The sequence below is a fragment of the Rossellomorea oryzaecorticis genome (assembly GCF_045897515.1).
In the GTDB taxonomy this organism is placed as follows: Bacteria; Bacillota; Bacilli; order Bacillales; family Bacillaceae_B; genus Rossellomorea; species Rossellomorea enclensis.
This window is the reverse complement of the sequence record NZ_JBJOSA010000001.1, coordinates 406925-433179: the sequence shown is the minus strand read 5'-3', so window position 1 is coordinate 433179 and position 26255 is coordinate 406925. Positions and strand designations below refer to the sequence as shown.

Annotated in this window: 20 protein-coding genes; 18 read left to right on the top strand and 2 right to left on the bottom strand. The window is 48.6% G+C overall.

From position 1 onward, the window contains the following. Window positions 1–8: 8 nt before the first annotated feature. The 3 genes from purN (at window position 9) to purD (ending at window position 3995) form a co-directional block, all read left to right on the top strand. On the top strand, window positions 9–584 hold the full coding sequence (gene purN / locus ACKA06_RS02100) for a phosphoribosylglycinamide formyltransferase (protein WP_198259339.1): 576 nt from the start codon (window positions 9–11) through the stop codon (window positions 582–584). A 106-nt stretch (window positions 585–690) separates the two neighbouring features. Beyond that, complete coding sequence (gene purH, locus ACKA06_RS02095) at window positions 691–2226, top strand: bifunctional phosphoribosylaminoimidazolecarboxamide formyltransferase/IMP cyclohydrolase (RefSeq protein ID WP_214872758.1); 1536 nt, start codon at window positions 691–693, stop codon at window positions 2224–2226. A 497-nt stretch (window positions 2227–2723) separates the two neighbouring features. Beyond that, window positions 2724–3995, top strand: coding sequence for a phosphoribosylamine--glycine ligase (gene purD, locus ACKA06_RS02090; RefSeq protein WP_411158942.1), 1272 nt, complete (start codon window positions 2724–2726; stop codon window positions 3993–3995). On the opposite strand, the gene ACKA06_RS02085 is transcribed toward purD, so the two are convergent. Continuing rightward, window positions 3973–4062, bottom strand: a complete 90-nt coding sequence (locus ACKA06_RS02085; RefSeq protein ID WP_336433374.1) for an EYxxD motif small membrane protein — start codon at window positions 4060–4062, stop codon at window positions 3973–3975. The genes purD and ACKA06_RS02085 overlap by 23 nt on opposite strands. 110 nt (window positions 4063–4172) lie before the next feature. Continuing rightward, window positions 4173–4661 carry a YgaP family membrane protein gene (locus ACKA06_RS02080; protein ID WP_214872767.1) on the bottom strand — a complete coding sequence of 163 codons (489 nt, stop codon included), beginning with the start codon at window positions 4659–4661 and terminating at the stop codon, window positions 4173–4175. Between the two features lie 214 nt (window positions 4662–4875). Between ACKA06_RS02080 and ACKA06_RS02075 the strand changes: the two genes are divergently transcribed. The 15 genes from ACKA06_RS02075 to ACKA06_RS02005 all read left to right on the top strand — a co-directional run bounded on the left by ACKA06_RS02075 (window position 4876) and on the right by ACKA06_RS02005 (window position 26254). Then, window positions 4876–6615, top strand: a complete 1740-nt coding sequence (locus ACKA06_RS02075; RefSeq protein WP_411158941.1) for an adenine deaminase C-terminal domain-containing protein — start codon at window positions 4876–4878, stop codon at window positions 6613–6615. 42 nt (window positions 6616–6657) lie between these two features. Further along, the gene (locus tag ACKA06_RS02070) at window positions 6658–7692 is read left to right on the top strand and encodes a DUF3048 domain-containing protein (RefSeq protein ID WP_411158940.1); all 1035 of its coding nucleotides are present in this window, start codon (window positions 6658–6660) and stop codon (window positions 7690–7692) included. Between the two features lie 21 nt (window positions 7693–7713). Next, a complete protein-coding gene (locus ACKA06_RS02065; RefSeq protein WP_032085452.1) occupies window positions 7714–8016 on the top strand; it encodes a YerC/YecD family TrpR-related protein in 303 nt (100 codons plus the stop codon). Window positions 8017–8611: 595 nt separating this feature from the next. Continuing rightward, window positions 8612–9298 (top strand): heptaprenylglyceryl phosphate synthase, encoded by a 687-nt coding sequence (gene pcrB, locus ACKA06_RS02060; protein ID WP_058299112.1) that lies wholly within the window; start codon window positions 8612–8614, stop codon window positions 9296–9298. 83 nt (window positions 9299–9381) lie between these two features. Then, a complete protein-coding gene (gene pcrA, locus ACKA06_RS02055; RefSeq protein WP_198259346.1) occupies window positions 9382–11619 on the top strand; it encodes a DNA helicase PcrA in 2238 nt (745 codons plus the stop codon). A 358-nt stretch (window positions 11620–11977) separates the two neighbouring features. After that, window positions 11978–13984, top strand: a complete 2007-nt coding sequence (ligA, locus tag ACKA06_RS02050) for an NAD-dependent DNA ligase LigA (protein WP_197669970.1) — start codon at window positions 11978–11980, stop codon at window positions 13982–13984. A gap of 15 nt (window positions 13985–13999) precedes the next feature. Beyond that, on the top strand, window positions 14000–15154 hold the full coding sequence (locus tag ACKA06_RS02045) for a CamS family sex pheromone protein (RefSeq protein ID WP_032085456.1): 1155 nt from the start codon (window positions 14000–14002) through the stop codon (window positions 15152–15154). 298 nt (window positions 15155–15452) lie between these two features. Then, entirely contained in the window at window positions 15453–15719 is a 267-nt protein-coding gene (locus ACKA06_RS02040; protein ID WP_052011227.1) for a DUF3949 domain-containing protein, read from the top strand. Window positions 15720–16028: 309 nt separating this feature from the next. Continuing rightward, window positions 16029–17312: an isocitrate lyase gene (gene aceA / locus ACKA06_RS02035; RefSeq protein WP_411158939.1), complete on the top strand. Its 1284-nt coding sequence runs from the start codon at window positions 16029–16031 to the stop codon at window positions 17310–17312. A gap of 351 nt (window positions 17313–17663) precedes the next feature. Then, entirely contained in the window at window positions 17664–18698 is a 1035-nt protein-coding gene (gene argC, locus ACKA06_RS02030; protein WP_411158938.1) for an N-acetyl-gamma-glutamyl-phosphate reductase, read from the top strand. 186 nt (window positions 18699–18884) lie between these two features. Beyond that, the gene (gene argJ, locus ACKA06_RS02025; RefSeq protein WP_411158937.1) at window positions 18885–20117 is read left to right on the top strand and encodes a bifunctional ornithine acetyltransferase/N-acetylglutamate synthase; all 1233 of its coding nucleotides are present in this window, start codon (window positions 18885–18887) and stop codon (window positions 20115–20117) included. Next, a complete protein-coding gene (gene argB / locus ACKA06_RS02020; protein ID WP_411158936.1) occupies window positions 20080–20886 on the top strand; it encodes an acetylglutamate kinase in 807 nt (268 codons plus the stop codon). Before argJ ends, argB begins: the two co-directional genes overlap by 38 nt. Continuing rightward, on the top strand, window positions 20883–22043 hold the full coding sequence (locus tag ACKA06_RS02015; protein ID WP_411158935.1) for an acetylornithine transaminase: 1161 nt from the start codon (window positions 20883–20885) through the stop codon (window positions 22041–22043). Before argB ends, ACKA06_RS02015 begins: the two co-directional genes overlap by 4 nt. Before the next feature lie 70 nt (window positions 22044–22113). Further along, entirely contained in the window at window positions 22114–23178 is a 1065-nt protein-coding gene (locus ACKA06_RS02010) for a carbamoyl phosphate synthase small subunit (RefSeq protein ID WP_411158934.1), read from the top strand. Further along, window positions 23171–26254 carry a carbamoyl phosphate synthase large subunit gene (locus tag ACKA06_RS02005; protein ID WP_411158933.1) on the top strand — a complete coding sequence of 1028 codons (3084 nt, stop codon included), beginning with the start codon at window positions 23171–23173 and terminating at the stop codon, window positions 26252–26254. The genes ACKA06_RS02010 and ACKA06_RS02005 overlap by 8 nt, the downstream gene beginning before the upstream one ends. Window position 26255: the final 1 nt, after the last annotated feature.

Below are 26255 nucleotides of genomic sequence, written 5' to 3'. Positions count from 1 at the left end.
GCTTAGTCATGAGACAGATTGCCATTTTTGCTTCAGGAAGCGGGAGTAATTTTCAAGCCATCGTGGATGCCGTTCAAGCCGGTACGCTGAAGGCGAACATCGGTCTGCTGGTATGTGACCAGCCGGGTGCCTTTGTCATCCACAGGGCACAGTCGGCCGGAATCCCTGCTTTCGTATTCCGTGCAAAAGACTATGAAAACAAGCAAGCATTCGAAAGGGAAATCCAGCGGCACCTCGAAGCTGCCGGAGTGGATTTCATTGTGCTGGCAGGCTATATGAGGCTGATCGGCCCAACCCTGCTTGAAAGCTACGGAGGCAGGATCGTCAATATCCATCCGTCGCTTCTGCCTGCGTTTCCGGGGAAAGACGCCGTCGGCCAGGCACTCGAAGCCGGAGTGAAAATCACCGGGGTAACGGTACATTATGTGGATGCCGGGATGGATACAGGTGAAATCATCGAACAGGAAATCGTCCGCATTTCCACAGGGGAAACACGGGATTCCCTTCAGGAAAAAATCCAGCATGTCGAACACCACTTATACCCGGTGACCCTCAACCACCTCTTCCTTACAACAGGGTACTGAAATTGCATGAAGAGCATATTGCTTTATTATGGTAGTGTGGTAAAGTGATGAGGGACGGGCCTTTTAACAAGGCAATTAAATAGTGATCAGTCAGAGGAGGAGCCATATGAAAAAAAGAGCGTTGATCAGTGTTTCAGATAAAAGCGGAATCGTGGAATTCACTCAGGAACTAATCCAGTTGGGATATGAAATCCTTTCAACAGGCGGGACGAAGAAACTGCTTTCCGAAAACGGCCTGGAAGTGAAAGGCGTCGAGGAAGTCACAGGCTTCCCGGAAATCCTTGAAGGCCGCGTAAAAACTCTTCACCCTTCCATCCACGGAGGACTTCTTGCAAAACGCGGCGAAGAATCGCACCGCCTGCAGCTCGAGGAGCAGGGAATCGAAGGCATCGACCTTGTCTGTGTAAATCTCTACCCATTTCAGCAGACAATCGCCAAGCCGAATGTAAGTGTTGACGACGCGATTGAAAATATCGATATAGGCGGACCGACGATGCTTCGTGCAGCAGCCAAGAACCATGCATATGTGACCGTAGTCGTGGACGCACTCGACTATGATCAGGTGATTGCAGAGCTGAAGCTGAACGGAGAGGTTTCCCATGAGAACCGCCGCAAGCTTGCTGCCAAAGTATTCCGCCACACGGCAGCATATGATGCGCATATCGCGGGTTATATGACAGAAGTATCCGGAGAGGAAAATCCGGAACGCCTGACCATGACCTATGAACTTAAACAAAACTTGCGCTACGGTGAAAACCCTCATCAGAAGGCATCCTTCTACCGCGCACCGCTTGGTTCTGAATTTTCCGTAGCAATGGCGAGGCAGCTGCATGGGAAAGAACTTTCCTACAATAATATCAATGATGCCAATGCAGCCCTGCAGATTGTCAAGGAATTCACTGAGCCGGCGGCAGTCGCAGTCAAGCACATGAACCCGTGCGGAGTCGGAGTGGGTGAAACAATCAGCGAAGCGTTCACAAAGGCTTATGAAGCCGATTCAACTTCCATCTTCGGCGGCATCGTCGCATTGAACCGCGTGGTTGACGAAGATACGGCAAAACAGCTTCATGAAATCTTCCTGGAGATCGTCATTGCTCCATCATTCACCGATGAAGCATTCGAGATCCTTTCCGGTAAAAAGAATATCCGTCTGTTGACGGTGCCATTTGAATCACTGAACAAATTAGAAGAAAAGATCACCACAGTCGAAGGAGGCCTTCTCGTCCAATCGGATGATACCTTCACCCTGGATGATGCCGATGTAAGAGTCGTCACCAAGCGTGAGCCGACGGAAGAAGAATGGGCAGCCATGAAACTCGGCTGGAAGGTTGTCAAACACGTGAAATCAAACGCCATCGTCCTGACTGATTCGCAGATGACCATCGGTGTCGGAGCAGGACAGATGAACCGCGTCGGAGCAGCCAAGATCGCGATCGAGCAGGCAGGCGGACGCGCAGCAGGTTCAAGCATGGCATCAGACGCCTTCTTCCCGATGGACGACACCGTCGAAGCTGCGGCAAAAGCCGGCGTCACAGCCATCATCCAGCCGGGGGGATCGATCCGTGATGAGGATTCGATCAGAAAAGCGGATGAATACGGGATTACAATGGTGTTTACCGGGGTTCGTCATTTTAAACATTAGGGTTTAGGGGTTTGGTTGGTTAGTTTGTTCCAAGCGGGATTAGGTTGATTGGTGCCAGGAACGGATAAGTTTATTGTGCCAGGAACAAAATGGGGTTTTTGTGCCAGGCACAATTCGGCTGTTTGGTGCCAGGCACAAAAGGTGTAGTCTGAGCCAGGCTCAGATGGAGGGTGTTGAGCCTGGCTCAATTTGCACGATTTGAGCCAGGCACCTAAATGGCATCCCAAAGAGGCACACAGCTGATCTGGAGTGTACCTGGTACACAGCTCGTAGTTTGTACCTGGTACAAAACCTGCAATTTGTACCAGGTACGACACCCGTGAATTGTACCTGGTACAACAACCTCAAGTTGTACCAGGTACCCAGACCACATTCTGTACCAGGTACAAAACCCAACACCCCAACAGCATCACCCCACCATAATAAAGACTAACATTCCACCCCCCTCCCTCAATTTTAAAAAAGGAGGGGGTCACTCATTATAAGGAGGCTTTTCTATGAGGATACTTGTGATTGGACGAGGCGGCCGGGAGCATGCGATCGCCCGGAAACTGGCTGAGAGCGAAAGTGTTTCACAAGTTTTTTGTGCACCGGGTAATCCGGGCATGGCGGAGGTTGCTGAATGCATCCCTGTCCAGGAAACCGATTTTGCAGCACTTATTTCGTTTGCGAAAGAGAAGGATATAGATTTCACGTTCGTCGGGCCTGAGAATCCTTTGCTGGATGGGATCGTCGATGAGTTCCAGGCCGAGGGGCTCAAGATATTCGGTCCTTCTAAAAGCGCGGCAATCATAGAGGGCAGCAAGTCCTTCTCGAAGGAACTGATGAAGAAGTACAATATACCGACTGCCTCATATGAAGTATTCACAGACATTCAAGCGGCGTCGGCCTATATCAAAAAAGCCGGGGCACCGATTGTGATCAAGGCAGACGGGCTTGCAGCCGGTAAAGGTGTGGTTGTGGCACAGACGGAGGAAGAGGCACTTCTGGCACTGGAGGAAATGCTCCTCGATAAAAAATTCGGGGATGCTTCGGTGAAAGTGGTGATTGAAGAATGTCTTGTAGGGGAAGAGTTTTCCTTGATGGCATTTGTACAGGGCAAGAATGTGTATCCGATGGTGATCGCGCAGGATCATAAGCGTGCGTTTGACAGCGATCTGGGTCCGAACACCGGCGGGATGGGTGCATACTCACCTGTGCCGCATATTCCTGAAGAGATGGTGAAAGAAGCCGTGTCGACGGTCCTGTTACCGACAGCGGAAGCGATGGTGAAGGAAGGCCGGCCGTTTACGGGTATTCTATATGCAGGGCTCATGCTGACAGCAGAAGGTCCGAAAGTGATTGAATTCAATGCGCGCTTTGGGGATCCGGAAACACAGGTCGTCCTGCCGCGAATGAAATCAGATTTTGGGCTGGTCATCAGAGATCTGCTTGATGGAAAAGAAATCAGCCTCGAGTGGAAGGAAGAAGCGGTGCTTGGTGTGGTGCTGGCTTCAGACGGTTATCCGGAGGGATATCAAAAAGGCGTCAGCCTGCCTGAGCTGCAGGGTCTTAAAGAAGATGCACTCGTCTTCCATGCAGGGACAGCCCGCAATGAAGAAGGGGAACTGGTGACGGACGGAGGCCGGGTACTGTTGATCGCTGCTGAAGCCGGAAGTGTCGAAGCGGCTTATGATTCTGTGTATGAAAAATTGCACACAATCCGGTGGAGAGGTCTATTTTACAGAAAAGACATTGGGAAGAAGGCTATCGGACACGTCTCTTCCTAGTTCTGCGGATATACACGTAAGCAATTGCGATGATTCCGCCGATCAGTGAAAAAAGCACATAAGACATATCGGTCAAATACTCCCAGAACATAACAAGCATCTCCTTTAATGAAAATTTAATACGTTAATGTGACGAGGGACGGGCCTTTACCGGGATAAAGGCCCGTCCCTCTTTGATTAGATTTGAGTGAAGCCGTGGTTATCGAAGTTGTCCTTTTTGTCGGATGAGTCACCGAGTCCGCCGTTCAATGCGTCCTGGACTTCTTTATTGGTCAGGTCCTCGGGATTAAAATCGGCATCTTTCTTTGACATGTTCGGCTCGTGTTGATTATTATGATCCCCACTTCCGCCGAAATTCTGGTTCCCAGTATTCTTTTTGTCAGATTTCAGCATATCTTTAACATTGAACATGTCCATCGCTTTACTTCCCATTCCTTTGGACTTGTTCTCACTGCCGCTTTCGCCCCTCTTTTCAAAAAGGTCGGTGACAGGGCAGTAACGCAGGATTCCTTCGCCCACTTTCATGGCTCCGACCATGGCCAGAACGAGATAGGAATCTCTCCAGGGGCGCTTGACGAGCTTGGCCGTTGTCCATGTCAGAATCGTTAACCCAATCGTGATGCGGATCAATGCATTGATGATCCCAATGTTTGATGATACTTTCATTTGTAAACTCCTCCTTGATTTGAAAATTCACATAATTGTTGTAAACCTTTAATGCGTTAAAATACAAAATATGTTAACATAAATGAAAGCCCTTTCTTTTTAGGCGAAAGGAGCTATGTGAAGGTTTTATCAACCTTTCAGCCAGCATACATGTTAAAGAAATGAGATAAATAAAACAGACATTCAATACCATTCCACCAGAGGAGTGTTCGCCTTGGAACAGCGCTACAGATGGAAGAATAAACAACTGCGGGAACACGTACAGGTTCTCGACGGGGAGCGATCTCCGACTATCCTTTTAAAAAATGCAACTTACCTGCACTCCACATTGAAGAAATGGGTGCAGGGACATATATGGGTGTACGAAGACCGCATCGTCTATACCGGTGACAGGCTCCCGGAACAGCTGGGAGAATGTGAAGTCGTGGATTGTGCTTCACAATACCTTGTGCCCGGATATATAGAACCGCATGTACATCCGTTTCAGCTTTATAATCCCCAATCTTTTTCCAAATATGCATCCCAAACAGGTACAACTGCATTTGTAAATGATAACCTCATGATGTTTTTACAGTTGGAAAAAAAGAAAGCGTTTTCTTTATTGAAGGAATTCAATAAGCTGCCGTACTCGATGTACTGGTGGACACGCTTTGATTCCCAGACCGAAATGGCCGGTGAAGCCACAACCTTTTCAAATGGAGAGGTAAAATCATGGCTTGAGCATGATTCGGTCGTCCAGGGCGGGGAGCTGACTGCGTGGCCGCGCCTTTTGGAAGGGGACGATCTGCTTCTTCACTGGATGCAGGAAGCCAAGAGGATGGGGAAAATCGTCGAGGGACATCTTCCCGGTTCTTCTGACAAAACGATCGCCAAGCTCAAGCTTCTCGGAATCGACGGCGACCACGAAGCGATGACAGGGGAAGACGTCTACAAAAGACTGATCCAGGGTTTGACGGTGACGCTCCGTCACTCATCGATACGCCCGGATCTCCCGGTTCTGCTCGACGGCCTCAAGGAAAAGGGAATCGAAAATTTCGATTCCATCCTTCTTACAACAGACGGGTCGACACCGGCTTTTCATGAAGAGGGAGTCTTGAACGTATTGCTTAAAATGATCATCGATAAGGGGATTTCCCCGATCGAAGCTTACAACATGGCAAGTTATAATGCGGCCAACTACTATAATCTGACACACCTGCATGGAATGATTGCGACAGGCAGGGTTGCCAATATCAACTTCCTCAGCAGAAAAGAGGATCCTACACCTGTTTCTGTCCTGTCAAAAGGGAAATGGGTGCTGAAAGATACGATGACGGTCGAACATGATCAGGAGATTCCATGGGAGGAACATGGCTTCACCCCTCTCTCACTGGACTGGGATGTAACTTATGATGATCTTCAGTTCTCCATGCCATTTGGCATTGAAATGGTAAACGATGTGATCACCAAGCCGTATTCGATCAATATCAATCCGTCGACAGATGAACTGGCTCCGGATCATGACCAGTCTTTCCTGATGCTCCTAGACCGAAAAGGGAAGTGGAGGATCAGCACCATGCTGAAAGGATTCTCCAACGGGGTGAAGGGATTTGCGTCTTCCTACTCCAATACGGGGGATATCATCCTGATCGGGAAAAGCAAACCGGATATGATCGCTGCTTTCAATCGGATGAAAGAAATAGGAGGAGGCATCGTCCTGACGGAAAACGGAGAAGTGCTTCACGAGATCCCGCTTCCGCTCAGCGGCCTTCTTTCGAAAAAAGAGATGCCGGAGTTGATCGAAGAAGAGAAAATCATGAAGGCACTGCTGTCAGAACGGGGCTATAAATTTGCCGATCCGATTTACACGCTGCTCTTTTTGCAGTCGACCCATTTGCCTTATATTCGGGTGACGCAAAAAGGAATCTATGATGTAATGAAGAAAACGGTACTCTTTCCAACGATAATGCGTTAAAATATGAAAGTATAGAGACAACATTAGGGGTGTTACAATTTTATGCTGAAAAAGCCACTTATTATCTTGTTAAGTGCTCTGACCCTTGCAGCATGCAGTTCAGATAAAGAAGCAGGAAAGAAACCTGCAAAAGAAGAAGCTGCGCCCGTGGCGAATGAAGATGTCGAGAACGTGATGAAATTTCAGTCACCGCTTACCGGTGAAGAAATGAAGGAAGAATCGACCGATCGCGCGGTCGCTGTTATGGTGAATAATCATCCGAAAGCAAGGCCGCAATCCGGCCTTTCCAAAGCGGATATTGTGTATGAAGTATTGGCAGAAGGGGATGTGACTAGATTCCTTGCCATCTTTCAAAGCAGGCAGCCCGATAAGGTCGGGCCGGTGCGGAGCGCAAGGGACTATTATATCGACCTTGCAAAGGGCTACGATAGTGTATATATTGCCCATGGCTACAGTCCTGACGCAAAAGCGATGCTTGAAAGCGGTGAAATCGATCACTTGAACGGCATCAGGTACGATGGGACGCTATTCAAGCGGGCAGATTTCCGGAAGGCGCCTCATAATTCGTATATTTCTTTTGAAAATATTCAAAAAGGGGCAAATGAAAACGGCTTTTCAATGGAGAATCCCCCTGAGCCGCTGCGTTTTGCTTCAAAAGATGCAGCAGTGGATGGAAAGGAAGCCGAATCGGTCATGATTTCCTATTTTAATAATCCGCTGTTTGATGTCGTCTATGAATACAATAGGGACGAAGGCAAATATGAACGATATTCCAACGGGGAACAGACGGTTGACTACGAAACCGAAGATCCTGTCCTGCTTGAGAATATCCTGATTGCCGAAGCACCGCATAAGATCATTGACAGTGCAGGCAGAAGGGATATCGACCTGGAATCCGGCGGAAACGCCTACCTCTTGCAGGATGGAAAACTTCGTGAGGTCAAATGGGAAAACAAGGACGGCAGGATTCTCCCATATGAAGACGGAAAGCAGGTTCCGCTCAGAAAAGGTGCAACCTGGATCAATATCATCCCGGACTCTCCAGGCTTGTCAGGATCTGTATCGTATCAACAATAGAGAAGGAAAAGGAGATTATATATGCAAATAAACAAACTTAGAGGGAAAGAACTGGACCAGCTTTTTAACGCGATTCTTTCCCTGCAGGATATGGAAGAATGCTATCGATTCTTTGATGATTTGTGCACGATCAATGAAATTCAATCCCTTGCGCAAAGACTTGAAGTGGCCCGCATGCTTCAAGAAGGCAAGACGTATCATAAGATTGAAACCGAGACGGGAGCAAGCACAGCCACCATCTCCCGGGTGAAGCGCTGCCTGAACTACGGCAACGACGCGTATCAGCTTGTGCTCGACCGCGTGCATGAAAAAGCGGAAGAATAGTAGAGGAACCGTTATCTTAACTGGATAGCGGTTTTTTTGTTTTTTGGTTGGCAGAGGGGCTGTATTTGGTGATGCTTGTGCGATTGGAGAGGGAGGCGGCTTTGGGGCTGTCCTTTGGTTGAGGAGGGGGTTTTTTGAGTATATGGCTCATTCTTTGCTAAGTTTGAAGGTGGGGATGGGCTGTTTTAATGAATTTTATGTAATTTGGTGAGGAAGTGGTTCGGATTTACATAAACAGTCCGTCAACTAGGTAATCATTGCCTGCCTGAGTGTATTTATGATCCATTTTCAGGATTTATGATCCATTCCGGAAACTTATGTTCCATTCTGGGAAAATATGATCCATTTTCCAAACTTATGATCTTACAAGAATCATTCTAATTAAGCAGCACACCCTGCGTATGCCGCACACCATTCGTAAGCCGCTCCACCCCCACGCCTGCACCACTTGCCCCGTTACAACCCAGCAAACACAAAAATGCCTCCAGCGGTGAACACGTCCCAATTTCATTTTTTAACAAAAGACGAGGTAATGCGACTCCCTTCTGCACATGATATAATACGTTAGATGGATGTATGAATGGAGGAACAATCGATGTATGATGTTCAAAAGTGGAGACATGCGTTTAAGCTGGATCCCGATAAACATATAGATGATGATGAGCTGGAGGCTGTATGCGAGTCAGGAACGGATGCCATCATTGTAGGGGGAACGGACGGTGTAACTCTCGAGAATGTCCTCGATTTGATGGCGCGGGTGCGCCGCTATACAGTGCCGTGTATCCTGGAGGTTTCCAATTTGGAGTCGATCACCCCGGGATTTGATTTGTATTTTATCCCGATGGTGATGAACAGCCCGAATGTTGACTGGGTCACCGGCCTTCATCATCAGGCGGTGAAGGAATACGGGGAGATCATGAACTGGGATGAAATCCTTGTTGAAGGGTATTGTATCTTGAACAGTGACTGCAAAGCAGCAAAGGTGACGGAAGCCAATACGGAACTCTCAGGCGAGGATGCCGCTGCGTATGCGATGATGGCGGAAAAGATGTTCAACCTGCCGATTTTCTATCTGGAGTACAGCGGTACATACGGTGATATTGATATTGTAAGAGAAGTAAAAGATTCACTTGAAAATACGACACTTTTCTATGGCGGCGGCATCAAGACCACTGAACAGGCCCGGGAAATGGCTGGGGTATCAGACGTGGTCGTCGTTGGAAATATTGTATATGAAGATTTAAAGGCGGCTTTAAAAACAGTTAAGGCTGTAAAAGGATAGATTCGTGCTGGAGGTTCAGCCCTCCTTAAGATATAATGGAAGACAAATACAGAACAAATGTTCGTTATGGTGGTGAGAATGTTATGCAATTTTTGACTGATCGGTTATTGAACGGAATGAATCCGCAGCAGGCGGAAGCGGTGAAGGCGACAGAGGGTCCCTTATTGATCATGGCAGGTGCGGGGTCAGGTAAGACAAGAGTGCTGACGCACAGGATTGCGTATCTAATGGTGGAAAAAGGAGTGAATCCTTACAACATACTGGCGATCACGTTTACGAATAAGGCAGCCAGGGAGATGAAGGATCGTATCAATAATATCCTGGGCGGAGCATCCGAGAACATCTGGATTTCAACATTCCACAGTATGTGTGTGCGGATTTTGCGCCGGGACATCGACCGCATCGGGATGAACAGGAATTTCACGATACTGGATTCGACGGATCAGCAGTCCGTGATCAAATCCATCCTGAAAGATAAAAATATCGATCCGAAGAAATTCGATGCCCGTTCCATCCTCGGGTCCATCAGTTCCGCGAAGAATGAACTGATCACTCCGGAAGAGTTCTCCAAAACAGCTGGTGGCTACTATGACCAGGTGGTATCGGATGTTTACACAGAATATCAGAAGCGTCTCCGCAAGAATCAGGCACTCGACTTCGATGACCTGATCATGACGACGATCCACTTGTTCCAAAGGGTTCCGGAAGTGCTGGAATTCTATCAGCGTAAATTCCAGTACATCCACGTGGACGAGTATCAGGATACGAACAAGGCGCAATATATGCTCGTGAAATTATTGGCTTCACGCTTTCAGAATCTGTGCGTCGTAGGGGATTCGGATCAATCGATCTACCGCTGGCGCGGAGCGGATATTGCCAATATACTTTCGTTTGAAAAGGATTATCCGCGCGCGAACGTCATTTTACTTGAACAGAATTACCGGTCGACCAAGCGTATCCTGCAGGCGGCAAATGAAGTAATCCAGAAGAATTCGAACCGTAAGCCGAAGAATCTCTGGACGGAGAATCACGACGGAGAAAAGATTTCTTATTACAGGGCGGATTCCGAGCAGACAGAAGCGCAGTTCGTTACAGGAAAGATCAAGGAGATGGTGGATAGCGGAAAACGTAAATACTCTGACTTTGCCATCCTGTATCGTACAAATGCCCAGTCGCGTGTTATGGAGGAAGTCCTGCTCAAATCGAATATTGAATACAGCATCGTCGGCGGCATCAAGTTCTACGACAGAAAAGAGATCAAGGATATCCTGGCTTATCTTCGTTTGATTGCCAATCCTGATGATGATATCAGCCTTCAGCGTGTAATCAATGTACCAAAACGCGGAGTCGGGGCGACCTCAGTCGATAAGATCGCACGTTACGCAGCGGATCATGACATTTCGATGTTTTCTGCGCTTGAGGAAGCTGATTTTATCGGGTTGAGCCCGAAGATCACAAAAGCTGTGATTGAATTTAAAGAAATGGTCAAAGGCTATACTGGAATGCAGGAGTACTTATCGGTAACAGAGCTTGTAGAAGAAATCCTTGAGAAATCAGGCTACACCGATATGCTGAAAGCGGAAAAATCGATTGAATCCCAGAGCAGACTGGAAAACCTGGACGAGTTCCTGTCCGTTACAAAAAGCTTCGAACAGTCTAACGACGATAAGAGCCTTGTGGCGTTCTTGACAGACCTTGCCCTCGTTGCCGACATCGATAAGCTGGATGAAGATGATCAGCCGAAGGATTCAGTCATCCTGATGACCCTTCATGCTGCGAAAGGGCTTGAATTCCCGGTCGTATTCCTCATGGGGATGGAGGAAGGTGTATTCCCTCACAGCCGTTCCCTCATGGAAGAAGACGAAATGGAGGAAGAGCGGAGGCTTGCCTATGTTGGGATCACTCGTGCAGAAGAAGAGCTTTATATGACAAATGCACAGATGAGGACCCTGTTCGGGCAGACGAAAATGAATCCTGTATCGAGGTTCATCAGTGAAATCCCGGCAGACCTGCTGGATGATGTCATGGCCGAAAGCAAGAGTAAAGGCCCGTTCTCGTCACCGTTTGGCAGAACGGCAGGAGGATCTCCGTCCCGTCCTGCACCAAGGAAGCCAGTCACACGACCGGTTGTACAGAAGACAACCGGCGGAGAAGCAGTCTCCTGGCAGGTAGGCGACAAGGCGTCCCACAAAAAATGGGGCACAGGCACCGTCGTAAGCGTAAAAGGCTCAGGCGACAGCGTCGAACTCGACATCGCTTTCCCAAGCCCGACAGGCATCAAACGCCTTCTGGCCAAATTTGCCCCTATCCAAAAAGCATGATCGGCGGGTTTAGTTTTTGTGGTAATGAGGTTGAGGAAATTACGAGCTTTCGATAATAGGTGAAGATGAAGATTTGAGGAAAATCCAGCTGTTGATTGGAGGGGCAAGACGAAGACTCCTGCGGGAAAAGCGAGACAGGTGAGACCCCGCAGGAGCGCAGCGACGAGGAGGCTCACCGGCCGCCCGCGGAAAGCGAAGTCTTGCACCGGAAATCAACAGCGGCATTTAGTTGCAGTAAAGTAGTTTAGAGAATTAAACAAACGTTTGATCATTATCCAAAAACATTGTTAAATCAACGTTCATAAAGTTAAACACTTGTTCAATAAGCGTGAAAGATTAGCATGAAAGGGTTGTTAGAATGGACCGACAATCGGCTGAAAAACGCGTGCACGAACTGCACGAACTTTTAAATCAATACAATTACGAATACCATGTCCTCGATAAACCATCGGTGCCCGATTCCGAATATGACCAGCTGCTGAGGGAACTGATCGAACTCGAGGATCAGCATCCTGAACTGAGAACAGCGGACTCCCCATCCCAAAGGGTCGGGGGGACGATTCTCGATGCATTTGAGAAAGTGGAACACCGCAGTCAGATGCTCAGTCTGGGGAATGCCTTCAATGAACAGGATCTCCGTGATTTCGACCGCCGCGTACGCCAGGCTGTCGGGGATGATTTCTCGTATGTATGTGAACTCAAGATCGACGGCCTGGCCGTGTCCCTCCGTTATGAAAACGGGATATTCGTGCAAGGAGCGACACGCGGGGACGGATCGATAGGGGAGGATATCACAGCCAACCTGAAGACGATCCGTTCAATACCATTGAAAATCAAGGAACCCCTTTCGTTTGAAGTACGCGGTGAAGCTTTCATGCCGAAGCGGTCTTTCGAAGCGTTGAATAAAGTGAAAGAGGAAAAGGGAGAAGAACCCTTTGCGAATCCGCGGAATGCAGCGGCGGGATCACTGCGTCAGCTAGACCCCAAAATTGCTGCATCCCGAAATCTGGATATTTTCCTGTATGCCCTGGCAGACATCGGGGATACAGGTATAGACTCTCACAGCGAAGGTCTCAACCGGCTGGACCACCTCGGGTTCAAAACGAATCCGGAACGAAAGCGCTGTGCAGATATAGAGGAAGTCCTTCAGTATGTGGAGAGCTGGACGGAAAGACGTCCGGATCTTTCATATGACATCGACGGCATCGTCATTAAGGTTGATTCATTGGACCAGCAGAAAGCCCTCGGCACGACGGCGAAAAGTCCGCGCTGGGCAATCGCGTTCAAATTCCCGGCTGAAGAAGTGGTCACGATTTTAAAAGACATCGAACTGAGTGTCGGACGGACCGGCGTGGTTACACCGACCGCCATCCTCGATCCGGTGAGGGTTGCAGGTACAACCGTTCAGCGGGCGTCCCTGCATAACGAAGATCTCATCAGGGAAAAGGATATCAAAATCGGGGATCATGTTGTCATTAAGAAAGCAGGGGACATCATCCCTGAGGTCGTGAACGTGCTGGAGGACCAGAGAACAGGTGAAGAGAAGGAATTCAGCATGCCGACGCATTGTCCGGAATGTGAAAGCGAGCTTGTCAGGCTGGAAGGGGAAGTGGCGCTTCGCTGCATCAATCCGAAGTGTCCTGCCCAGATTCGTGAAGGGTTGATCCATTTTGTCTCCAGAAATGCGATGAATATCGACGGACTTGGTGAGAAAGTCATCAGTCAGCTGTTCCGTGAGCAGTTAATCGTGGATGTGGCTGATCTGTACAAATTGGAACGGGATCAGCTCCTTCAGCTTGAGAGGATGGGTGAGAAGTCCGTCGATAACCTCCTTCAGGCGATTGAAGCTTCAAAATCGAATTCCCTCGAGAAACTGCTTTTCGGACTCGGGATCCGACATGTAGGGGCCAAAGCGGCCAAGACCCTTGCCCAAGAGTTCGATTCAATGGACAAGCTGATGTCAGTTTCTAAGGAAGAGCTGACGAATATCAACGAAATCGGTGAGAAAATGGGCGATGCGATCGTCGCGTATTTTGAAAACGATGAAGTGAAAGAGCTGGTCGAAGAGCTGAAGGAAGCCGGGGTCAACATGGTATATAAAGGTCCAAAGCCAGTTTCGGCAAGTGAAGCTGATTCTTACTTTGCGGGGAAAACCATTGTGTTGACAGGGAAAATAGAACAACTGAGCCGGAATGAAGCAAAAGAGAAAATCGAAATGCTCGGAGGTAAAGTGACAGGAAGCGTGAGCAAGAAGACGGACCTTGTCATTGCCGGTGAAGATGCAGGATCGAAACTTAAAAAGGCGAATGAGCTTGATATAGAAGTTTGGGATGAGGACAAGCTGATGGAAGAACTTAACCGATAAGAGGTGTAGGACGTAATGAAAAAAAGGCTATCGGCCGTATTAGCCGCCCTGTTGATACTCGGCGGCTGTGCGCCGACGTTTGAAAAACAGGATCAAGTCGTTCAGGAGAATCAGGACAGTGAATCGAAAAAGGCGATCATTCCTAACTTTCAAATTTCAAACGATTATTATAAGACGATGCTCCCCTACGACACAAGTAAGGCGCGCGGTGTAGTCGTCAATGATCTGGGTTCCCGATATGATATTAATGAGATTGAAAATGGATTGCTGCGCGTCGCCCAGAACCGTTTTTCAACCGATCAATACTTCTTCAAAGAGGGACAGTTCCTGACAAAGAAAATGGTCGACAGCTGGCTTCAGCGTAAGTTCACGAGTGAACAGCTTGCCGACAAAGGGCTGAAAGAAAGCGAGAACCTGGGATTGAATCCTGTGCAGGCCAAAGGGGAAGACGCGCCGATTTATCTCGCGCATATCGTGGAGCATAATTATTTGGTGAAAAAGAAAGATGACAACAAAGTCAGGCTCGGCGGTGTGGTCATCGCCCTTTCGTTGAATTCGGTCAATTATGAAACCAATCTCTCAAACGGAACGAGGATGGTCAAGAACATCAGCAATGACGTTCTGAAGGAACAAGGGGCGAAGATGGCCGGCGAGGTAATGAAAAGGATGAGGCAGAAAGATGAGCTTAAAAATGTGCCCATCATGATCGCTTTATATAAACAAGCTCCTAAGCAGCAGGTTGTTCCGGGTCAATTCTTTGCCTATGCAACTGTGGAGCCCGGGACCGATACCATTCAGAACTGGGAAGGGATCGATGAAGATTATTATATTTTCCCTTCACCGGTTGCAGCTGAAGATCACCCGGAAGATAATAAGATTTTTCAGGATTTGAAGAAGGAAATCGAAGGCTACTTCCCTGTGTTCACCGGCGTAACGGGAGAAGCGCTGTATCAAGGCGGGAAGCTCACAGACATGAATATGGAAGTGGCGCTGACCTATAATGGCAAAGCGGAAACAATCGGGTTTGCACGCCATCTGTCCAGTTTGATCGGCAAGAACACTCCAGAAAGCTGGAACGTGGAACTGCTTATCAACTCTTCATACGGCCCAGAGGCGCTCGTCGTGAAGAAAAAAGGGAGCAAGGAAACGTATCTTCATATTTACGAATAATCGAAATACCGGTCCTGTCATTGGCAAGGCCGGTTTTATTTATGTGCGCTTCCGTTTTTCAATAAGGCTCTTTTCGCATATTTTATTGCTTTGCACACCAGAAAATACCGGAACTTGGGTATTTTCGGCTTGTTAGTCAGTCTGTTGTTTAAACTTGAATTCGAAAAGAGCACGTCCACATGCACTATTCAGGCTGCAAGCCTATTTACGCAGAGCAACAATCTTTTAGAAAACAGCCTTCAATAAAAATGAAACCTGCTTATCAATCATACGTATGATAAATAAAGGAGGGATTTAATTGAATGACTTTTACTCCATCGGGTTATTGGTTGCATCTGCCCTGTTTGTCATTACGATTGTTATGATTCCCATTCAATACCGCTATATCAAGGCGATGGAAGAAGAGAAGGAAAAGCATAAACGCAAAGCGGGAGAGGTTTTTGATGAGATGCCTTTCGGAGAGGCATTTCTTCATCAGAATACACAAATCAATCCATTATTCCTGCCTGCAAACCTGATTGCCTATATTATTTACAGATTAAAACATAAGAAAAAGAGGGATTAGATGCTTCGTAATCCCGTTAAAATCAAGGCCGTTTCCATGGTCTTTTTTTTGTGCAAAATTTGTCGAACAAAAATACATAAAAAAAGGTTCCATCTGAAAACTAACTGTTATATAATACAAACATGTTAATTAATCTGTATTATAACAATAAGAATGCAGTTCCTACATCCATCATAGACATCACTCCAAGACATTCCCCACAACTCAGATGCGCCACACCTGCAGAATATCTGTATTCATCCGCTGACACTTACTTACGTTTTACCCATTATGTTTAAGATTCTAAAAAATGACAAGGGAGAGAGATCAATGACAAAGAACAGTATGAATGAACGAGCAATGACTTTACAGGAAAGCTGGGAAATGGATGAAAGATGGCGCGGTGTTTCCAGACCGTTTTCAGCGGAGGACGTCATCCGTTTAAGGGGATCCATCGATATTGAGCATACATTGGCAAAGCGGGGATCGGAGAAACTTTGGGATTTGCTTCATGAAGAAGACTATATCAATGCGCTCGGTGCCTTAACCGGAAATCAGGCCGTCCAGCAGGTAAGGGCAGGGCTGAAGGCAATCTACCTAAGCGGCTGGCAGGTAGCGGCGGACGCTAATCTGTCAGGGCATATGTACCCTGATCAAAGCTTATATCCAGCGAACTCTGTACCATCAGTCGTGAAGCGCATCAACCAGGCCCTTCAGCGTGCGGACCAGGTGCATTATGTGGAAGGCGATGAATCGATTGACTGGTTTGTCCCGATTGTTGCGGACGCAGAAGCAGGATTCGGCGGACAGCTGAATGTATTTGAATTGATGAAAGGCATGATCGAGTCCGGTGCATCGGCTGTTCACTTTGAAGATCAGCTTTCCTCGGAGAAGAAATGCGGACATCTTGGCGGGAAAGTGCTTCTTCCTACTCAAACGGCTGTTAAGAACTTGATCTCAGCCCGTCTGGCGGCTGATGTAATGGGAACGCCGACCCTGATCGTTGCCCGTACGGATGCCAACGCAGCGGACTTGATCACAAGTGACGTCGATTCATATGATGCGCCTTTTATCACCGGCGAACGTACAACGGAAGGGTTCTTCCGCACGAAGGCAGGTATCGATCAGGCAATCGCAAGGGGTCTTGCCTATGCACCTTACGCTGACCTTGTATGGTGTGAAACATCCGAACCGAACCTTGAGGAAGCCCGTCAATTCGCGGAAGCGATCCATAAAGAGCATCCTGGAAAGCTGCTTGCTTATAACTGCTCGCCATCTTTTAACTGGAAGAAGAAGCTTGATGATGAAACGATAGCGAAATTCCAGGTTGAGCTGGGCAAGATGGGTTATAAGTTCCAATTTGTCACGCTTGCAGGCTTCCATGCATTGAATCACAGTATGTTCGAACTGGCCAGAGGATATAGGGATCGTGGAATGGCCGCATACTCCGAACTGCAGCAAGCGGAATTCGCCAGTGAGGTTCACGGCTATTCTGCAACAAGGCATCAGCGTGAAGTGGGAACCGGCTACTTTGATGAGGTATCCATGGTAATCTCAGGGGGGACTTCCTCCACGACGGCCCTGAAAGGATCGACCGAAACAGAACAATTTTAATTGCTGAAGGCTGTTTTCTGAAAGATTGTTGCTTTTCGTAAATTGACTAGCAGCCTGAATGTTGCTTGAGGACGTGCTCTTTTCGAATTCAAGTTTAAACCACAGGTGGCCAGACATCAGAAAATACCCAATTTCCGGTATTTTCTTGTGTGTAAAGCAACAAAGTATGCGAAAAGAGCTTTGCTGAAAAAAGAACGCCCGTCCCTCGGTGATTTAAAGCGCTGAGGGACGGGCTTTTTATTTAGGGAGAAAGAATGATGTTTAAATTTTAATAAATATACTATTGATTTTATTTTTATGCAGTCATATAATTAGACCTAATTTAAATCTACTGAGTGTGGTGATTGATTGATGAATGTTGGAGTTGTCGGATCTACCGGATACGGAGGGGTGGAGCTGCACCGCCTGCTGTCGAATCATCCTGCGATTGATGAGTGTATTTTATATTCATCAAGCTTAAAGGGAGAATCCTATGCCGGGCAGTATCCCCATCTGACCGGATTGACAAAGGATCTGGTCCGGGAGATTCAGATTGATGAAATGAAAGAGCTCGATGCAGTTTTCCTGGCGGTGCCCGCGGGGATTTCAAAAAAGATGACCCCTCAGCTTCTGGACGGGAAAGCCAAAGTCATTGACCTTTCCGGCGACCTGAGGCTGCAGGATCCAAAGGAATATGAGGACTGGTACAAAGACGGGGCTGCAGATTCAGCGGTCTTGAAAGAAGCGGTATACGGATTGACGGAATGCAATCAAGGGGCGATTAAAGAAGCTGAACTGATTGCAAATCCGGGCTGTTTCCCGACAGCTTCCCTTTTGGCTCTTGCTCCGCTGATACAGAACAAGCTGATAAAGCCTGATTCTATCATCATCGACGCCAAAACCGGTCTTTCAGGGGCAGGAAGGAAACCTTCGTTATCCGGCCACTTTTCAGAAACTCAGGAAAATTTGCGGATATATAAGGTGCATGAACACCAGCACACCCCGGAAATCGAACAACAGTTGAAGAGGTGGGACGCCGATACAGGACCGATCACCTTTTCGACGCACCTCATTCCAATGACCAGGGGAATCATGGCGACAGTCTATTGCGATCTTCAAAAGGAAAAAACAACCGGTGAACTACATGAAAAATACCGCCGTTTTTACAGCGGCAGCCCGTTTGTACGCATACGGCCGACCGGCCAATACCCCGGCACGAAAGAAGTATTCGGGACCAATTTCTGCGATATTGCAATAAAAGCAGATTCAAGGACTGGGAGAGTCACAATCGTTTCCGTGATCGACAATCTGATAAAAGGCGCAGCAGGGCAGGCCGTGCAGAATATGAATCTCCTATTTGGTCTCGAAGAAACGGCAGGCCTTCTCTATTATCCTATTTATCCTTAGGCTCTTTTCGCATACTTCGCCTGAGCCGCGCACAAGAAAATACCGGAACATGGGTATTTTCCGCTTGTCCGTCCACCTGTTGTGTAAGCTTGAGATCAAAAAGAGCACGTCCACAAGCTATAAGTCTATTTACGAAAGGCAACGACCTTATAGAGAACAGCCTATCCATAAAAGGAGGAGAGAGTTGTGAGTGTCATTGAGAAAAAAGCAGTGCAGAAGGTTGAAGGGGGAGGCATACTATCCCCCGCGGGCTTTAAGGCAGGAGGCATCCATATCGGACTTCGTTATGAGAAAAAGGATTTTGGCGTTATTTACAGTGAGAGACCTGCACAGAGCGCAGCCGTTTATACCCAAAGTCATTTCCAGGCGGCCCCGTTAAAAGTGACGCAGGAGAGCATCGCCTCCGCAGGCCTTCTTCAGGCAATTGTGTGTAACAGTGCGATCGCCAATGCGTGCACGGGTGAACAGGGACTAAAGGATGCCTATAAAACGAGGGAATTGATCGCAAAACGGTTCAGGCTTCCCGAGGAGTATGTTGCCGTTGCCTCAACCGGGGTGATCGGTGAGTGCCTCCCGATGGAAAAAATCGAACAAGGGTGCAGTCATATTGCGGTCCATAAAGATTACAACAGTGCCAAATCATTTCAGCAGGCGATCCTGACGACAGATCTCGTTGAAAAAGCGGCTTGTGTTGAAGTGACGGTAGACGGAAAAACCATCACGATCGGGGGTGCTGCCAAGGGTTCCGGCATGATCCATCCCAACATGGGGACGATGCTCGGATTCATCACGACGGATGCGAATATCTCAGCACCGGTCCTTCAAAGCGCCTTGAAGAAAGCGGTCAATACCACGTTCAATCAGATCACCGTCGACGGTGAGACGTCAACCAATGATATGGTCATCGTGATGGCGAATGGAACGGCAGATCATAAGCCGTTAAATGAAAATCATCCTGATTGGGAGAACTTCCAGGAAGGACTGACGCTTTTATGCGAAGACCTGGCAAAACAGATTGCCCGTGACGGGGAAGGTGCGACCAAACTAGTGGAAGTGTCGGTGAAAGGGGCACACTCGGACGGGGATGCCAAGGTCATTGCCAAGAAAATAGTCGGCTCGAATCTCGTCAAGACAGCCATTTACGGAGCAGACCCAAACTGGGGAAGGATTGTCGGGGCAATGGGACACAGCCCTGCCGTCCTCCAGCCTGATACATGTGATATTTACATTGGAGGGGAGCTTGTTTTCTCGGAAGGCACCCCGCAGGTCTTCAATGAACAGAGTGTCAGTGACTATATGAAAAATGAAGAACATGTAGAGATCAGCGTCTTTTTAAAGGACGGTGCCGGAGAAGGAAAAGCGTGGGGGTGTGATTTAACGTATGACTATGTCAAAATCAATGCCAGCTACCGGACGTGAGACACTTGTCATCAAACTTGGAGGGAGCATCCTTTACAGACTCTCCCCGCAATTTTTCATGAGCCTTGCTGACTTGATGAAAGAGTACAGCGCGGTGATTGTCCACGGCGGCGGCCCGGAAATCACAAATACGCTCAACAGGCTCAATATCGAAACGACCTTCATAAACGGACAGCGCAAAACGACGGAAAAGGTTCTCGAGGTCGCTGAAATGATGCTGAAAGGAAAAGTGAACGGCCATCTAACCGGTACATTGAACGAACACGGATTGAACGCGGTCGGGCTCTGCGGCTATGACGCCGGTTTATTGACTGCTTCCCTGATTGACAGGGAGTCACTTGGATTGGTCGGTGACATTGAAGAAGTGAACACCGCGTTATTGACCGTATTGATTTCAGAAGGATATCTCCCTGTGATTGCGCCTCTTGCCCTTACGAAAGACGGAACGAAGGTAAATGTCAATGCCGACCTCGCTGCTGCTGCGATTGCGAAAGCGGCTGGAGCTGAGAAGCTTCTGTACGTTACCGATGTACCCGGTATCCTTCATGAAGGAAAATTGATTCCGGACACAACCGCTGAAGAAATCAAGCAGCTGATTACGGATGGTGTGATTTCGGGAGGGATGATCCCGAAGGTGAACTCGGCGCTTACCGCATTGTCGCCACATCTGAAAGAAGTGATGATCACAGGCGGACAGCAGGCCATTTTTAAAGACGGCTGCATACTGGGTACAAAAATCAAAGATAAAGGAGGGGTCGCGGCTTCATGAGTCATTTATTCCCTGTATATAACCGATTGGATGTTGAACTGGTTTCTGGTGAAGGAACAAGGGTGAAAGATGCTGACGGAAAGACATATCTGGACTTTATAGCGGGCATAGCGGTCTGCAATCTCGGCCACACCCCTGAAGCGGTAAAGAAGGCAGTAAAAGATCAGCTGGATAAACTGTGGCATGTGTCGAATCTGTTTCAGCTATCCGTTCAGGAGCAGGCTGCCGGTCTTCTGGCGAAAGCAAGCGGGCTCGATGCAGTATTCTTCTGCAACAGCGGAGCGGAAGCGAATGAAGCGGCAATCAAACTGGCAAAAAAGCATACTGGTAAAACAAAGATCCTCACCTTCAAACAATCCTTCCATGGCCGCACATTCGCGACGATGAGCGCAACAGGCCAGGAGAAGATCCACAGCGGATTCGGTCCGCTGCTGCCGGCTTTTGAGTACCTGCCTTATAACGACGTGGAAGCGCTCAGAGACGTTGGTGGTGACGATATTGCGGGGATCATGGTCGAAGTGATCCAGGGGGAAGGCGGAGTCCATCCGGGAACGGAAAAATTTCTGAAAGAAGTGGAGAATAAGTGCAGGGAGCTCGGTGCTCTTCTGATCATAGACGAAGTGCAGACAGGGATCGGGCGCACCGGAACGCCATTTGCTTTTCAGCATTACCGTCTGCAACCTGATATTGTAACAGCAGCGAAGGGTCTCGGAAGCGGATTCCCGGTCGGGGCGATGATCGGAAGGGAAGAGCTCGTTTCAACTTTTTCACCTGGCACCCATGGATCCACCTTTGGAGGGAATCCCCTGGCGATGGCCGCAGTGAAAGCGACTTTGGAGACCATCATCGACGAGTCATTTTTAAAAGAAGTGAAAGAAAAGTCTGAAGCATTTATCCAGTCCCTTAAACATAAACTTGAGTCATTGGATCTGGTGAAAGAGGTGAGGGGGGAAGGGTTCATGATCGGCATCCAATTGGCGGAAGAAGCGAAGGTTCCGATCGGGCACCTGCGGGAAAACGGGCTGCTGACACTTCCTGCAGGGCCGGATGTCATCCGTCTGCTCCCGCCTTTGAACGTCACCGAAGAGGAACTTCAGGAAGCACTCGCGATACTGGAACACTGCCTCAGTCAACAAACAGCGGAAGCGGCCAGGTAAAATTTTTTAATCACAAATGCATAAAAATACTTAATTTATAATAAAAATTCATTTATTGGAGGGATACATCATGACCGGCTGCTTAAGTTTGGAAAACGGGACCGTCTTCAAGGGCGAATTGTCCCCCGGCTGCAAGGGGAACGTTGTCGGCGAGATCGTGTTTTTTACTGGTATGACGGGTTATCAGGAGGTGCTCACGGATCCTTCCTATAAAGATCAAATCGTGGTCTTCACCTATCCGCTGATCGGCCAGTATGGAATCAATGAGAGTGATTCCGAAAGTGCCGGACCTCAGGTTAAAGGGGTCGTCATGCTTCATTGTCCGGACGTTTATTCGCATTATCAGGCGACGTCTTCCCTTAAAGAGTATCTTCAAAAATGGAAGATACCTTATATGACGGGAGTGGACACACGCCAGGTGGTGAAAACGATCAGGGAGCTCGGGAGCCAGAATGCATGTATGAGTGCATCAGCACAAATTCCCCCTTCCCATACGCTGAAGGGCCAGATTGAACAAGTGGCATCGGCAGAAGTAAGCAGGTATGGAAGCGGGAGTATACAGGTTGCCCTGATTGATTTCGGGGTGAAGAAGTCAATCATCACGAGCCTTGTGGATATGGACTGTTCGGTCACCGTCGTGCCATATGATCGTCTGGAATTACTTCAGGAGCTTGAGCCGGATGCGATCGTCATATCCAACGGACCCGGCGACCCAAAAGAAATGGGGGGCATCCTGCCGCAGTTGAAAGAATATATCCTGACACTTCCGACGCTCGGGATATGCCTGGGGCACCAACTGATCGCCCTGGCACTCGCGGGCAACACCCGAAAACTGCTGTTCGGCCATAGGGGAGCAAATCATCCGGTCATCGATCACGGAACAGGCCGGGTTTACCTGACCTCACAGAATCACAACTATGTCGTCGAGGATGAGAGTTTAAAAGGGACGAATCTCAAGCCCCGTTTTTTCAATGTGAACGACGGTTCTGTAGAAGGACTGCAGCATGAGTCGAAACCGATCCTATCCGTGCAATTCCATCCGGAGGCGCGTCCGGGTCCCGAAGATGCATCTTACATCTTTGAAGAATTCTATCAATCCATCAAACAACCAGGGAGAGAGAAGATTTATGCCTAAAGATTCAAGTATTCAGAAGATCCTCGTCATCGGATCCGGACCGATCATCATCGGTCAGGCAGCAGAATTCGATTATTCAGGCACCCAGGGCTGCCTTGCCCTGAAGGAAGAAGGATATGAAGTCGTACTTGTGAACCATAATCCTGCGACGATCATGACCGATACCGAAAACGCTGACACAGTCTACTGTGAGCCTCTTACGGTTAAAACGGTCACAGGCATCATTGAAAAGGAGAAGCCCGACGGCCTGGTGGCGAATCTCGGCGGGCAGACGGCGCTCAATCTTGCAGTGCAGCTCCATGAAAAAGCGGTCCTCGATAAATACGGCGTGAAACTGCTCGGTACTTCGGTGGAGTCGATCCAGAAGGGGGAGGACCGTGAAAAATTCCGTACCCTCATGAACGAGCTCGATCATCCGGTTGCTGAAAGTGAAATCGTCGAGGACGTCAAATCTGCACTTGCTTTTGCAGAAAGGATTTCGCTTCCGATCATTGTCCGCCCGGCTTATACACTGGGAGGAAGAGGAGGCGGGATCGCATCCACGGAAGAAGAGTACGTCAAGCTTGTCCAAACCGGGTTGAAAGCAAGCCCGATCAATCAGATCCTTGTGGAAAAGAGCATTGCCGGCTTCAAGGAAATCGAGTATGAAGTGATGAGAGATTCGAAAGGAAATTGTATATCGGTATGCAACATGGAAAATTTCGATCCGGTAGGGGTCCACACCGGTGATTCAATCGTCGTTGCCCCTTCGCAGACGTTGAGGGATCAGGAGTTTCATATGCTCCGTACGGCGGCTTTTGATATCATCAATTCCCTCGAAGTCGTGGGAGGCTGCAATATACAGTTTGCTTTAGACCCTGACAGCAATCAATACTACGTCATTGAAGTCAACCCGCGGGTCAGCCGTTCTTCGGCACTGGCCTCGAAGGCGACCGGCTACCCGATTGCGAAAATCGCCGTCAAGCTGGCCGTCGGCTATTCATTGGATGAAATCATCAATCCGCTGACAAGGACGACATATGCGAGCTTTGAACCTGCACTAGACTATGTGGTCGTCAAATTCCCCCGCTGGCCGTTCGATAAGTTCCCTGAAGGAAACCGCCGTCTCGGAACGAAAATGAAAGCGACCGGGGAAGTGATGGCGATTGAACGGACGATGGAAGCAGCCTTTCAAAAGGCGGTCCAATCCCTGGACATCGATGCGGTGGGTCTCTCCCTTAAGGAAGGACTTGTGTCATTGCCGGACGGGGTGCTCCTCGAAGCAATCGAATTTCCGACGGACATCCGCTTCTTTCAACTGGTGGAGCTGATGAGAAGAGGCGTGGGAATGGTTGAGCTTCATGACAAAACAGGAATCGATAAACTGTTTCTGTCCGTCCTTGAAAATCTGTTGAGTGTAGAGAGTAAGCTGCAGCGAGAACCTTTAAGTCCTGAACTCCTGGAGCTGGCAAAAAAATATAGATTCGAAGACCGTGATATTGCCAGACTTTCAGGCACAGGGGAAAGTGAGGTCACGGCTCTGCGCAAGGCCTTCGGGTTCAAACCGGGCTTCAAAATGGTCGACACATGTGCCGGCGAATTCGACGCAATCACCAACTATGCGTACTCCACCTACTGGGGAGAAAATGAAATAGAGCCGCTTTCCGGCGGAAAGAAGGCGCTCATCATCGGCTCCGGCCCTATCAGGATCGGCCAGGGAGTGGAGTTCGACTACAGTGCGGTCAAAGCGAATCAGCGCCTGCAGGAACACGGCTACAAAACGATCATCGTGAATAATAATCCGGAAACGGTCAGCACTGACTATGAGACGGCAGACCGCCTGTATTTCGAGCCGGTCACAGAAGAGAGCGTCATGGAGATCATTCAACATGAAGGGATCGATACCGTCCTCGTTCAATTCGGGGGACAGACGGCCTTGAATCTTGCACCTCTTTTAGAAGAAAGAGGGGTTCACTTGCTTGGAATCACTTCTGACACCATTGATGCCGTCGAAGACCGTGACCGATTCTATCAATTGCTTGACGGGCTCGAGATTCCCCGCGTCAAAGGGGACATCTGTCACAGCAGATCCCAGGCACTGAAGGCAGCGAAGGACCTGCAATTCCCGATTCTGTGCCGTCCGTCTTATGTCATCGGCGGCAAGGGAATGGTCAAACTGGAAACGAAGGAAGAACTCCATAAGTGGCTCGAGGAAGCAGACGAAGACTATTTTCCAGTCCTTGTCGATGAATTCAAAACGGGTGCGGAAGCTGAAATCGATTTGGTGGCAGACGGGGAGAATGCCTATATCCCGGGCATCATGGAGCATATCGAACGGGCCGGCGTTCATTCGGGGGACAGCATGGCCATTTTTCCTGCACAATCACTGTCCGCAAAAGTCAAAAGTGAAATCGCGGACTATGCCGGGAAAGTCGTCTCTGCCCTGAATTATAAAGGAATCATGAATATCCAGTTCCTCCTTCAGGGGGATGAGGTATTCATATTGGAAGTCAATCCTCGGGCAAGCCGGACAGTGCCGATCATCAGCAAGGTCATCGGCTTTTCATTGATTGAAATGGCAGCCGACCTTTTATGTGACGGGCAGCTGAAGATCGATTCGTTCCCTGCACCGTCTGCCGGTGAACTTGAAACCGTGGCGGTGAAATATCCGGTCTTTTCTTCGCACGCCCTTCCTGAACTTGACCATATTCTGGGAGCGAATATGAAGTCGACCGGAGAAGGGATGTGCCTTGGGCATACGGTGGAAGAAGCGATGTTCAAGGTGTTTGAACCGCTGCATGATCATGTGCAGAACGGAGGCACGATATTCGTCGATGGAGATTTCGACGATCTTCAAGTCCATCAAACTTCCGGAGAAGCCGGATTTGATGAGTGGGTGGACGCCCCGGAAGCAGCGGTCTATTTCAATAACCAGGATAACGGAGAGATGAAGAAGAAACGCATTCAGGCACTTGAAGGGGGAATTACCGTCATCACGGAAAAAGAAACCCTGCTTGCTTTTATAAAGAGTATGGAGACGGGCGAAGCTGCTCCGATTCCACTGGCAAAACCTAAAATGATGCAAGGAGTGAAGTGAA

Coding starts and splice junctions, on each gene's coding strand:
- purN (WP_198259339.1), top strand. CDS start 9: ATGAGACAGATTGCCATTTTTGCTTCAGGAAGCGGGAGTAATTTTCAA.
- purH (WP_214872758.1), top strand. CDS start 691: ATGAAAAAAAGAGCGTTGATCAGTGTTTCAGATAAAAGCGGAATCGTG.
- purD (WP_411158942.1), top strand. CDS start 2,724: ATGAGGATACTTGTGATTGGACGAGGCGGCCGGGAGCATGCGATCGCC.
- ACKA06_RS02085 (WP_336433374.1), bottom strand. CDS start 4,062: ATGTCTTATGTGCTTTTTTCACTGATCGGCGGAATCATCGCAATTGCT.
- ACKA06_RS02080 (WP_214872767.1), bottom strand. CDS start 4,661: ATGAAAGTATCATCAAACATTGGGATCATCAATGCATTGATCCGCATC.
- ACKA06_RS02070 (WP_411158940.1), top strand. CDS start 6,658: ATGCTGAAAAAGCCACTTATTATCTTGTTAAGTGCTCTGACCCTTGCA.
- ACKA06_RS02065 (WP_032085452.1), top strand. CDS start 7,714: ATGCAAATAAACAAACTTAGAGGGAAAGAACTGGACCAGCTTTTTAAC.
- pcrB (WP_058299112.1), top strand. CDS start 8,612: ATGTATGATGTTCAAAAGTGGAGACATGCGTTTAAGCTGGATCCCGAT.
- pcrA (WP_198259346.1), top strand. CDS start 9,382: ATGCAATTTTTGACTGATCGGTTATTGAACGGAATGAATCCGCAGCAG.
- ligA (WP_197669970.1), top strand. CDS start 11,978: ATGGACCGACAATCGGCTGAAAAACGCGTGCACGAACTGCACGAACTT.
- ACKA06_RS02045 (WP_032085456.1), top strand. CDS start 14,000: ATGAAAAAAAGGCTATCGGCCGTATTAGCCGCCCTGTTGATACTCGGC.
- aceA (WP_411158939.1), top strand. CDS start 16,029: ATGACAAAGAACAGTATGAATGAACGAGCAATGACTTTACAGGAAAGC.
- argC (WP_411158938.1), top strand. CDS start 17,664: ATGAATGTTGGAGTTGTCGGATCTACCGGATACGGAGGGGTGGAGCTG.
- argB (WP_411158936.1), top strand. CDS start 20,080: ATGACTATGTCAAAATCAATGCCAGCTACCGGACGTGAGACACTTGTC.
- ACKA06_RS02015 (WP_411158935.1), top strand. CDS start 20,883: ATGAGTCATTTATTCCCTGTATATAACCGATTGGATGTTGAACTGGTT.
- ACKA06_RS02010 (WP_411158934.1), top strand. CDS start 22,114: ATGACCGGCTGCTTAAGTTTGGAAAACGGGACCGTCTTCAAGGGCGAA.
- ACKA06_RS02005 (WP_411158933.1), top strand. CDS start 23,171: ATGCCTAAAGATTCAAGTATTCAGAAGATCCTCGTCATCGGATCCGGA.